Raw genomic sequence first — 12,171 nt, forward strand, 5'->3', positions numbered from 1 at the left:
AAAAAATCATTTTAATCCTACAATCCTGATAGCTACCGCGAGTGTTTAAATTTCGCCCACAGATTTTTAAAATTTAATTCGTGAAAATTCGTGCAATTAGTGGCAAACCTTTTTACTTATTAATTTGCCTCCAAATTTTAGCAGTAAAATCATCCTTGTACATTAATCTGTTTGTTCTCGTTGGATTTACGCGATTCGTCAGAATGATTAAAAACCTGTTATTTTCAGGATTCATAAAGAAAAAAGTTCCTGTAAAACCAGTATGTCCAAAATCATTTTTCTTGTAAAATTCATCCGGTTTACGTTTATCAAAACCAAGTCCACGGTAGATTCCTTTTTTTACAAGCGGTGATTTTGTAAACTCTTTTACCACTTTTGACTTTAAAATTTGTTTTCCGTGATATTTACCATTATTCAAAAGCATTTGGCAAATCACTGAGATCGATTGTGCATTGGCAAATAAACCTGCGTTTCCTGAAACTCCTCCCAAAATAGCCGCTGCTTCATCGTGCACATAACCTTTGATCGTATCTTTTCTGAAAAAATTATCAATTTCGGTTGGCATTACATTTTCCTCCGAAGTCCATTTTAGCGGATTGTATCCAATTTTTGAAATCCCCAATTCACTATAAATTCCTTTAGCCAATTGATCGAGTTTCTGCCCTGTTTTTGTCTCTATGATTTGTTGTACCAAAAGCAAATTGAGATCGCTATACAAATATTTACCACGTTCATGTGTATTGGCAACAGCAATTTTACCATAAACTGTTTTGTAAAATTCAGGATTGATCCACATATTTTTATACACCTGAACATACTGATCTTTAGGTTCGAAAGAAAGGTAGTTTGAATCGTAAACAATATTTTTATTTACATACATCGTATCAAACAAATCCGGATAATTCTCAGATTGCTGATTGCTTAACAAAGGCGATCCGTCAGGCGTAGAAAGCAAACTTTGGTAAAAAGTAATACTTGGCGTTAATCCTGATGTGTGCGTTAATAATTCAAAAACAGTTAAATCAGCAATAGCCGTGTTTTTATAGAAAGGAACAGTTTCGCCCAATTTATCGTCTACATTTATTTTATCCTCGCCCACCAAACGCATGATTACCAGTGTTGCGCCTAAAACCTTCGACATAGAAGCCAAATCGTACACGTCATCTGTTTTTACTAATTCTTTTTTTGAGTAATCATGATAACCATAATTTTTCAAAATGAAAACAGAATCTTTACTACCCACAATAATTTGTGCTCCCGGAAAAAATCCTTTTCCTAAGGCATTATTCATCATCGAGTCGATGAAAACTTCATTTTGCTTTGTATCAAAAGACTTATTCGATTTTTTAAGCGACTGGCAACTTATCCCTAAAAAAATCAAAAAGACAACTACAATTCTAACTCCTATTTTTTTCATTTGTTTATGGATTAATTCTTAAATCCTGAGCCGCCATCAAAGGTTCGTTGTTTGTGGCCGTTATCATAATCTTAACGGCTTTTACAGGCTGTTTTGGATAAATCGATGCATTTCCGTAATCAAAACTGTCTCCTTTTTCAAAATCGACACCATTGTATGAATATTCGACATGACCATCATTGACAATAAATCTCGGGTGATGCGGAATCCCTGTTAATACATCAATTTTTGAGGAAACAACAGGATTGGTGAAAGTGTATAAAATCCAGTCGCCATTTGCGCAGGCAACATCCGTACGTAAATACGTTTCTATATTATAATCTTCTAATTTCGAAATAGGGAATTTAGGATTCTCCGCCATCGATGAGGTGACTTTTACTTCTGGCTCTAAATAAGGAGAACAATTAAAATTTACCTTCGCCGAAGATTCTCTAGCTTCTTTATTATCCACTACAAAATCTAAACGATAGGTATTTTTTTCGTTGTAATTTTCGATCACAAATCGCAAACGAGGTTTTGATTTCAGTGTTTTTTCTTCTGCATAAGTTTGTATCAATTGATCATTTTCAAAAAGTGAAACAGATCTGATACTTCCATTCGCACTTGCATCAGTTGTTGGTTCAAAAGTGAGGTACCAAATTCCTTTTTTGTCTACATTTTCAGAAATATTCTCCGAAATGTTTACCACTTCAATTTTAGAAGTATTCCAGTTGGCAACCGGCAGTTTTTCGACTTTTACAGCAGGACTCGCCACATCTTCATTAAAAAAAGTACGGAACATATATTGCTCGTATTCTTTGGTCTGAATTGGATTGGTATACAAAGGCGATTGTCTTGTAGGTTCATTTCCTTGCGCATCATAACGCACAACAGCTCCATCATAAGGCGGAGTTACGGTAATAGTTCCGCTTTTGTAAATTGCCGTTGGCGGAAAATCCCTAAAAGCAATTCCCATATTGGCCAAACGCTGTAAATGACTGTGCGTTAATCTTCCGTAAAAATCATCCCAGTTTTTATCTTCTTTCTTCGTCCATCCAATTTCTGATAAAGCAGCAATTCTCGGGTAACTTTGGTACTCCATAATTCTTGCTGGACGATCCAGATATTCGCTCCATAAAGCACCCTGAACACCTTTTATCAGTTTTTGCTGCTCAGATGTTAACTCATTCTCCGGAATTGGTTCAAACGAATACGCCCTTTTGGTATCTGTAATGGCTGCCCAGCGATGCCCGCGTTCATTTTCAGATTGTGCCATATCAAAATACGTATATTGTCCTGGCATCATAATGGTTTCATGTCCTTTTTTAGCCGATTCAATTCCGTAGCTTATTCCCTGCCACGCACTAATTAAAGTGTTTGGATTTATTTCTCCGCCTTTTAAAATTTCATTCCAGCCATTTGTTTTTTTATGATATTTATCCACAATGGTTTGAACTCTTCTAAAGAAATAATTTTGAAGCTGAAAACTATCTGTAAATCCTTCTTTCGCCATCAAAGCCTGGCATTTTGGACAATGCTCCCAGTTGGCACGATTGACTTCGTCTCCTGCAATATGAATATATTCAAAAGGAAAAATTCCCGAAACTTCTCTAATAATCGAATCTAAAATTTGGTAGTTTTCTTCACGTCCTACACACCAAACATTTTTTACTTCACCCTGAACACTTTTAAGTTCCTGCGTTATAGCGCAACCAATCTCAGGATACGCTGCTGTTACCGCACGCGAATGTCCCGGAATTTCAATTTCGGGCATTACAGCAATACCTCGGGCAGATGCATAAGCAACCACTTCTTTCATATCTTCCTGAGTGTAGAAACCTCCATAACGTTTGTTTCCAGAACCGTAGGATGGCAATAACACTTCGCCCGGTCCTCTCCAGGCTCCTTTTGCAGTCAAATCCGGCATTGATTTTATTTCGGCTCTCCAGCCGTTATCATCAGTAAGATGCCAGTGAAAAACATTCATTTTATGTGCTGCCAGCCAATCAATATAATTTTCAACCGTTTGTTTATCAAAAAATTGTCTGGAACAATCGAGCATCATTCCGCGCCAGTCAAAACGAGGATAATCTTCGATTTTTACAAACGGAATTGTTCCTTTTTTTACATCTTTTGCAGAGCAGATTTGTAGCAAAGTCTGAAAACCATTCAGTACTCCATTTGGCGTTTTTCCTTTTACCAAAACTCCTTTTTTATTGACACTCAATTGATACCCATCATTTGGAAGACTCATTTTTTCATCTACCAAAAGTGCTATTGTATTTTTTTCCTGTTTATTTCCGTTAACAACCGATGCCGTAATTCCAGTAATTTTTGAAAAATCACTTGCAATATAAAGGATACTTTTTTCTATTTTTTTGTCAATAATAATCTTCGGCGATGAAGGAATTATAAACGCTTTATCTTTCTGTTCTATTTTTACAGGCCTCGGGATTATATCCAGTTGCTGAGCCTGTATCGTATTCAGGGAACTCAGGAAAATGGCGATTAGTAAAATACTTTTTTTCATCTTTTTAAACTTTTGTTTTATTAAAATTGTATCGGACTGCTCTCTGTTTGTGTATTACTCAAAGCGGTAATGGCGTAGGTATATTGCTGTAAATTAGCGTTCGGAACCTCTAATTTTGTTGCTGTTGTTACATAATAAATGTTCTCCGGATTAGAGAAATCGGTTATTTTTGATTTAGGAAATCTGTAAATCACATATTTTTGATTGTTTACCCCAGCTTTCCATGTCAGAACTGCAGTGCTGCCTTTTTGAGCAATCGAAGCATTTACCGGTGGTTGAGGTTTTATCCTTGTAACCCTGTTCGCTTCGGGCGTTAAAGCGATGTATTTATATTGTTTTTCCATAAGAGGTTTCCTCAGCGTATCTCCTTTTTTCAGAAAATTGGTTGCTGTAAAATGCATCGAACCATCAATCAAAGGCATTGTACGAATCATTTCTATTTGTTTCACAATTTGATCCGGACTTCTCCACTCTACTTCTTTCGCCGTTTTCGAAAGCTTATAAACTCCATGACCTATATAAACATTGGCTCCATATTTGTGCGATGCCCACCATTTTGCCAAAACTTCAAAATTAGCTCTGTCAAAACCTATGTGCCAATACAATTGTGGCGTAACATAATCGATCCAGTTTTCTTTTTGCCATTTCAAAATGTTGGCATACAAATCGTCATAATTGGTTGCTCCGGCCACGGTATTCGAACCTTGCGAATCTTTGGCAATATTTCGCCAGACTCCAAAAGGTGAAATTCCAAATTCGACATCTGGTTTATTCGCAATTATGGTATCGCGTATTTGCTTGATGATCAAATCGACATTATCTCTTCTCCAATCGTCTTTGTCTTTAAACTCCCGTGGCTCTTTGGCGAAAGCCGCCTGATCAGGAAATTCCTGTCCTGCAATTTTATAAGGATAAAAATAATCATCCATATGAATGGCCTGAATGTTATAATTACGGACTATTTCGCCCACTACAGAAGCTACAAAATCTCTGGTTTCTTTATATCCCGGATTAAAATATCTTGTTTTTCCGTAAGTAAGAAACAGTTCAGGTTTCTTAAAAAACAAATGATTTTTTGAAAGCACTTCGTTAGTAGTATCTTTTTGCACACGATACGGATTAAGCCAAACGTGAACACTCATTCCGCGTTTTCCGGCTTCATCAATCATTAATTGCAACGGATCAAAACCCGGAGCAACTCCTTGTGTTCCTGTAATCCAGTGCGAAGCAGGTTCTTTGGTCGATTTGTAGTAAGCATCTGCAGTAGGACGAATTTGAAAAACGACGGTATTCAGATTATAAGATCGTAAATTATCCAAAATCGTAATCATTTCGGTCTTCATTTCCTTGTCTGACAAGCCAGGTTTCGACGGCCAGTCTATATTGTCTACCGTAGATATCCACGCAGCACGCATTTCTCTTTTTGCTGGTTGCTGGCTAAAAATATTGGTTTGAAACAATACTACTAGAAATATTATTTTTAAACTTTTCATAAATATTATTTTTGGTTAGTTAATATGTTTTTATGTTTTTGGCAGAGAAATCAATCGTAATTCCGATACCTCTTCGAGCAAAGTTTTACTCAATATTGTCATTTCGACGAAGGAGAAATCCTCGCAAGCAGCTCCATTCCTAAAAGCCGATCGTTGTCGAGTTTCTTGCGAGGATTTCTCCTTCGTCGAAATGACAAACTGGACGGAATAATTGCAAATAATCATCATTTATAAATAATTCATTTTATTCTTTAACTTAGTAATTTCTGGAATCTTTTTTCTCTCGCAGATTCGGCAGATTTGGCAGATTCAATTCGCAGAAATTTGTGCAATTTGTGGCGAAAAAAAAATTTTACTCCGTAGCGAAAAAATACCTAACAGGTTTTAAAAACCTGTTAGGATAACTAACAACATAACTACTCTAATAAATAAATACCGCCTTCTATAAGAGATGTCCAAACTTTTCCCTGATCGTCAACCGAGAAGCCATTTACACTGGAACTTCCTAAATTGATTTGTTTTATAATTTCAAATTTTTCAGCATCCACCACAACAACTTCACCTTTTCGGCTGCCTGTATATATTTTGTTTTTATTCTCTACTATTCCCGCAGGATTATGTTCGTATCCTAGTTTTAGATCTAAAACTTTGCTTTGGTTTACCAAATTTTCTTCCGTCAGTTCCAGATCATCATTAAGTGGTAATCTTAAAAGTTCGCCTTCCATTGTTTTGGCATAAAACCATTTTCCGTCCTGACTTTTTCCCATCGATTCCCTTACTTTCCATTTCGAAGTTCTTAAAAGAGTTTTACCGGTTTCTATTTCTACAATCGTCAGAAAACGTTCAGGAGTAACCAGATAAAGTCGGTTTTTTGATGCCGCCATATTCACGTTTCCGGCCGAATATAAAACTTGTTTATTATTACCATTATTCCATTTCCAAATGAGTGTTCCCGTATTTTTATTCAAACAATACACATTGGTATCCCATGCACCAAAAATAATTTTATCACCATGTATCAAAGGAGTTCCTTGTGAATAAGACTCAGGTAATTTATTTTGCCAGATCACTTTTCCGCTAACGGCATCGATACAAATAAATGCATTAGAACTTGCTGTATAAAGTTTATTATTTTCGACAACTGGCGAACCTACCAAAACACCACCAACAAGAATATTCCATTTTTGATTGCCGGATTGTGTATCAAATCCCAGTATATTTCCTTCGATTGTACCAATAATAAGGTTGTTTTTTACCAATGTTGGAGAAAAATAAATGGCATTTCCGGTTTCTTTTTTCCAATTCAGTACTTTATTTTTCAAATTAACGGATTGTATCTCCCCAATCGAATTAGCGAAAAAAAGGCTCTTTTTATCAAAAGAAGGAACACTATAAATAGAAGCAATATCTTTTACAAAAGGAGAAATATCTGTTCCTGAATCTTTTGGAATTTCAATTTTTGAAGGTGTCGACGGAACCGAAAATTTAAAAACACCCGGTTGATCAATTTGTTTCTGATAAATACGAATACTGTCTTTACTGATAATTACTTCGTTGTAACTTTTGGTTTTACCATCGCGTGAGGTAATCGACGTGCCCATAATTCCGCTTAAGCCTGAGAAATCATATTTTTTTAAAGTATGTCCGTGACCGCAAAAACTGGCGACAGTAGGATATTTTTCTAAAACCTGAAGCACTTCTTTATAATTACTTACGCTATTATCTAAAGGGTAATGTGCAAAATTCAGGACTTTTTTATTGTTATTTTTAAGGCTGTCTTTTAGGGTTTTATCCAGCCAAAGCACATCTTCGTGTTTTACAAAACCATCTCCCATTTTCATATAAGGACCACACGGAAATCCTATGAAAAGATATTCTCCTTTCGAAAATACAAAGCGATCGTTGCCCCATATTTTTTTATAGGTTAAACCGGCACTTTCGCTCCAGTTGGTTTCGTGATTTCCGGAAATAACATAATACGGAATTTTTAAATTCGAAAGAATAGCATGGACATTTTTAAGTTCATCATCGGCACCACGATTGGTTAAATCTCCCGTTACCACCACAAATTCATTATCAGATTTATTGATTTCTTTTATAATATTCTGCAACAAAAAATCATTTTCATTTCCCGGAGAAACATGTAAATCTGTAAGTTGTACAAATTTTATAATTCCTGATTTTTCTATTTTTTGACTAAAGCCAGACGCAATTATAAAAATTAATAATATTTTGGATAATAGATATTTCATTGCGCTGTTTTTAAATTATTAAACTATTGTTTAAGTTATTTTGTGGTTACGTTGTGTTAGACGCACTGCTGTGCGCCTCTACGATATATCTTGTGTTATTTTTTTTCACGCAGATTTATTTGTAAAAATTTGTGAAATTTGCGGTAAAAAAATCATTTTAATCCTTCTAATTTGTGGCTAACCTTTTCTCTCGCAGATTTGGCAGATTCGGCAGATTTAATTCGTGTAAATTTGTGAAATTTGTGGCGAAAAAAAACCTTTTTAATCCTTCTAATTTGTGGCTAACCTTTTTTCTAGCAGATTTAATTCGTGAAAATTTGTGCAATTTGCGGCGAGAAAAAACTTTTAAATCTGTGACTGAAAAAATACCTAACAGGTTTAAAAAACCTGTTAGGATAGGTAACCAAACCAATTTTTATGTATTGCTAATGTGTGAATTGCAAAACATAATTTCTTACTTCAATTTGTTTTCTTTGAAAAAATTATCAAAAAATAACAATTGAAATTTTAAGGAATTCTCCCAATATTCAATATTGTGTTTTCCCGGACGTTCTATATAATCGTGATTTATTTTTAGGGTCAGCATATTATTATGAAGTTCACGGTTTACATCCATAAAAAAATCATCTACACCGCAATCTATAATCATTTTCAGCTTGTTGTCTTTTACCAGTTCAAGCATATTGGTAACGGTATTTTTCTCCCAATTTTCAGGAAATTCTGTTAGTGTTCCTAGGCGTTTTTTGATATCCCAGTTTTCAGGAAACGGGCGAATATCGACTCCACCGCTCATACTTCCTGCTGCGCCAAATACATCCTTATGTCTAAATGACAAATACAAAGCGCCGTGTCCGCCCATGCTAAGACCGGATATTGCCCTGCCTTCGCGGCTGGCAATGGTTTTGTAATTTTTATCTACAAAAGGAACTAATTCCTTTATTACGTAAGTTTCGTACTTAAAAGTTGGATCTATCGGACTATCAAAATACCAGCTTGAAAAATTTCCATCAACACCAATTACTATAAAACCATATTGATCGACCTGTCTTGCAAGATCCTTAAAGTCTTTTGCCCAACTGCCATAATTGCCGCTGTAACCGTGAAGCAAATAAACAACAGGGAATTTTTTATTGCTTTTTTTATAATCATCCGGCGTTATCACGCAGGTTTTAATGCTTTTATTCATTGAAGGGCTAAAAACCTGAATTGTATCTGTTTTAGCTGCTTTCGCAGAAAAAAATACAAACATCAGAAATAGGGTGCAGATTGCTTTTTTCATAAAATCTTGTTTTAATTATTATGTCAAAATAAGTATCTTTTTTTTACCATTCAGATATTAATTTCATAAAGCCTTAAATTACTTAATCTCTTAATGGTAAAAAGAAAATTAAGCTTCATTTAAAATTCGTAAAATCATCTTAAACAATCTCTTAAAATAGTTACCGGATGCATTGCTTTTCTATTCGTTCCGTCAAAAATCTGATGACGGCAGCTTGTTCCTGCAGCGGCAATTGCTGTTGTGGCTTCGGTGGTACGAATTTTTGGAAACAATGTATCCTCGCCCATTTGCATACTGATTTCGTAATGCTCTTTTTCGTAACCAAATGAACCCGCCATACCACAACAACCTGAATTATAAATGGTAACCGAACTGTTCTTGGGCAAATTCAGCATTGCAAACGAAGCCTCAATAGTACTTAACGACTTTTGATGGCAATGTCCGTGAATTTTTATTGTTTTCTCCGTATCCGAAAATTGTCCCGAATGTATTTTTCCGTTTGTTATTTCTCTTTTAAAGAATTCTTCGATCGTAAAGGTGTTTTTCGATAACTTTTCGGCACCTTCTTTATCGTAGGCCAATCGAATATATTCGTCTCTAAAAGTTAATATTGCCGAAGGTTCTATTCCGATTAAAGGCGTATTTTCATCAATTAAATCTTTAAAAATAGCCACATTTTTATTGGCAATATCCTGCGCTTCTTCCAGAAAACCTTTCGATATAAAAGCTCTTCCGCTTTCTTCGTGATCAATTATAAGTACTTCATAACCTATTTTGGTTAGTAATTCATAAGCATCAATCCCTACCGAAACATCATAATAATTGGTAAATTCATCACAGAAAAGATAGACTTTTCCGTTTTCGAAAGCATTATTTGCAACTGATTTTTTATTTTTTTCGTACCATTTTCTAAAAGTTGTTGGCGCTAATAAAGGCACTTGTCTTTTTGGTGCGATTCCCATACTTTTTTTAACCAAAGGCAAATTGGCTACAAAATTGGTCATAGATGGCGCGATGCTTCCTAACTTATTGAGTTTTGAATTGAAAGCAAAGATTTTATTTCGAACAGAAAATCCGTTTGCTTTTTGGTATTGGTACAAAAACTCCGATTTTAAAGTCGCTACATCAACATTGCTTGGGCATTCGCTGGCACAGGCTTTACAGCTTACGCACAACTCGAATACTTTATACAATTCTTCATGGTCGAATTTATTGTCTTTTTCAGAATGCGTTAGATATTCTCTCAGTGCGTTGGCTCTGGCACGAGTGGTATCTTTTTCGTTTCGGGTGGCGCGGTAACTCGGACACAAAGTTCCTCCTGCCGATGGCAATTTCCTGCAATCGCCTGAACCATTGCATTTTTCGGCAGCACGTAAAATTCCCATACTGTCTGAGAAATCCTGAATTGTTTTTATCTCTGGTTCTATTCTTCCTGCTTCAAAACGAAGATTTTCATCCATTTTAGAAGCATTTACAATTTTCCCAACGTTTAAAATCGTATCAGGATCAAATGCTTTTTTTATTCGTTTTAGCAGTTCATAATTTTTATCCCCAATCATAAAAGGCAGAAACTCTCCTCGCAAAATTCCGTCACCATGTTCACCGCTTAACGAACCTTTGTATTTTTTTACCAAATGAGCTACTTCCGTAGATATATTTCTAAACTGGTGTAATCCTTCTTTTGTTTTTAAATTGATCTTCGGACGTAAATGCAGCTCTCCGGCTCCGGCATGTGCGTAATAAATGGCGCTTTGACCATGTCTTTCCATCATGGCAGCAAAATCGGCAATATAATTAGGGAGATCGCTTAATTCAACCGCTGTATCTTCAATTGAATCGGCTGCTTTATCATCGCCAACAATGCTTCCTAAAAGTCCCAAACCTGCTTTCCGAACCTCATTTACTTTATCAATATCGGTTCCGTAAATTTTAGGCAAAGCATATCCAAAGTTATTAGCTTCAAGATCTTTAATCAAAGCATCGGCTTGCAATTCGGCATCTTCCATGCTAATATGCGATCCTACTTCGAGCATAATAACCGCTTTTGGTTCTCCTACAATAAAAAATCGGTTTTTAGATTGTTCCCTATTGGTTTTCGTACAATCTAAAATCGTATCATCCATCATTTCGCAGGTGTACAAATGATGTTTCATTGCTACAACAACAGCTTCTAAACTTTCTTGAATGGTATGAAAATGCGCCACAACCATAATATTGTTTGTTGGCGGCAAATCATCTACTTTTAAGGTAATTTCTGTAGTAAATGCCAGAGTTCCTTCGCTTCCGCAAAGTAATTTCCCTAAATTGATTGTATTTTCTGTTCCCGAAAATAATGCTGATTTTAATAAGGCATCAATGGCATAACCTGTATTTCGTCTGTGAATTTCAGGTTTTGGAAACTCTTTGTTAATTTCTTCCTGATTTTCTTTGTTCGAAAGTTCCTCGTAAATCGTTTTATAAATTTTACTTTCTAAAGAATCTCCTTTGGTTTTCTCAATAAATTCTTCAGAAGTTAAATCTTTAAATACCGCAAGACTTCCGTCACTCAAAACCGCTTTTATCTCCACAATTTTATCTCGGGTAACACCGTAACGTATTGATGTTGTTCCCGATGAATTATTCCCGACCATTCCGCCAATCATACATCGATTTGTTGTTGAGGTAGTTGGACTAAAAAATAATCCGTGTGGCTTCAAATACAAATTCAACTCATCGCGAATCACTCCGGGTTGCACTGTTATGGTTTTCTTTTCGGCATCAAAAGCAACAATTTTTGTAAAATGTTTAGAGACATCTACAATTATTCCGTTTCCTACCGTTTGTCCGGCCAAAGAAGTTCCGGCTGTTCGGGGTGTAATTGAAATGTTGTTTTTTGCTGCAAAGCGAATAATTTTAGCAATATCTTCTACTGATTTTGGAATTGCAACTGCTTCAGGCATAATCCTATACGCAGAAGCATCTGTAGCATATAATTTCTTATAAAGCTCATCGTAAAAAAGAGTTCCCTCTAATGAATCTGAAAGTTGCTGTAATGGGAGAAGACTGGACATTTTATTGGTTGGTTTGCTTTTGGTTGGTAATTTGAAATAGGTAACCTTAATTTTATTATGCAAATATTTTTAAACACATAGGAACATAGCCCATGAAACTTATTAAAAGGCGTTTCACTAATTTAAATACACATAGTTTGTATGTGAAAAAATTATAATTTTCTTAAATAC

The 12,171-nt window shown here is 35.5% G+C and carries 6 protein-coding genes; all 6 read right to left on the minus strand.

Features of this window, described 5'->3' with window-relative positions; all coding sequences use genetic code 11:
* Nucleotides 1-112 precede the first annotated feature (112 nt).
* Complete coding sequence (locus tag B0M43_RS22910; RefSeq protein ID WP_078005546.1) at nt 113-1,417, minus strand: serine hydrolase; 1,305 nt, start codon at nt 1,415-1,417, stop codon at nt 113-115.
* Between the two features lie 4 nt (nt 1,418-1,421).
* On the minus strand, nt 1,422-3,926 hold the full coding sequence (locus B0M43_RS22915) for a beta-N-acetylhexosaminidase (RefSeq protein WP_078005547.1): 2,505 nt from the start codon (nt 3,924-3,926) through the stop codon (nt 1,422-1,424).
* Nucleotides 3,927-3,946: 20 nt separating this feature from the next.
* Nucleotides 3,947-5,419: a glycoside hydrolase family 10 protein gene (locus tag B0M43_RS22920; protein ID WP_078005548.1), complete on the minus strand. Its 1,473-nt coding sequence runs from the start codon at nt 5,417-5,419 to the stop codon at nt 3,947-3,949.
* 416 nt (nt 5,420-5,835) lie between these two features.
* Nucleotides 5,836-7,671: a PQQ-binding-like beta-propeller repeat protein gene (locus B0M43_RS22925; protein WP_078005549.1), complete on the minus strand. Its 1,836-nt coding sequence runs from the start codon at nt 7,669-7,671 to the stop codon at nt 5,836-5,838.
* Nucleotides 7,672-8,125: 454 nt separating this feature from the next.
* Nucleotides 8,126-8,950: an alpha/beta hydrolase family protein gene (locus B0M43_RS22930; protein WP_078005551.1), complete on the minus strand. Its 825-nt coding sequence runs from the start codon at nt 8,948-8,950 to the stop codon at nt 8,126-8,128.
* Nucleotides 8,951-9,084: 134 nt separating this feature from the next.
* On the minus strand, nt 9,085-12,000 hold the full coding sequence (locus B0M43_RS22935; RefSeq protein ID WP_078006124.1) for an FAD-binding and (Fe-S)-binding domain-containing protein: 2,916 nt from the start codon (nt 11,998-12,000) through the stop codon (nt 9,085-9,087).
* Between the last annotated feature and the right edge of the window lie 171 nt (nt 12,001-12,171).

Source organism: Flavobacterium sp. KBS0721 (genome assembly GCF_002007065.3).
GTDB classification, from domain to species: domain Bacteria; phylum Bacteroidota; class Bacteroidia; order Flavobacteriales; family Flavobacteriaceae; genus Flavobacterium; species Flavobacterium piscis.

What these genes read in the sequence shown, in the direction of transcription:
- B0M43_RS22925 (WP_078005549.1), bottom strand. Translation starts at nt 7,671, where the DNA reads ATGAAATATCTATTATCCAAAATATTATTAATTTTTATAATTGCGTCT.
- B0M43_RS22910 (WP_078005546.1), bottom strand. Translation starts at nt 1,417, where the DNA reads ATGAAAAAAATAGGAGTTAGAATTGTAGTTGTCTTTTTGATTTTTTTA.
- B0M43_RS22935 (WP_078006124.1), bottom strand. Translation starts at nt 12,000, where the DNA reads ATGTCCAGTCTTCTCCCATTACAGCAACTTTCAGATTCATTAGAGGGA.
- B0M43_RS22915 (WP_078005547.1), bottom strand. Translation starts at nt 3,926, where the DNA reads ATGAAAAAAAGTATTTTACTAATCGCCATTTTCCTGAGTTCCCTGAAT.
- B0M43_RS22930 (WP_078005551.1), bottom strand. Translation starts at nt 8,950, where the DNA reads ATGAAAAAAGCAATCTGCACCCTATTTCTGATGTTTGTATTTTTTTCT.
- B0M43_RS22920 (WP_078005548.1), bottom strand. Translation starts at nt 5,419, where the DNA reads ATGAAAAGTTTAAAAATAATATTTCTAGTAGTATTGTTTCAAACCAAT.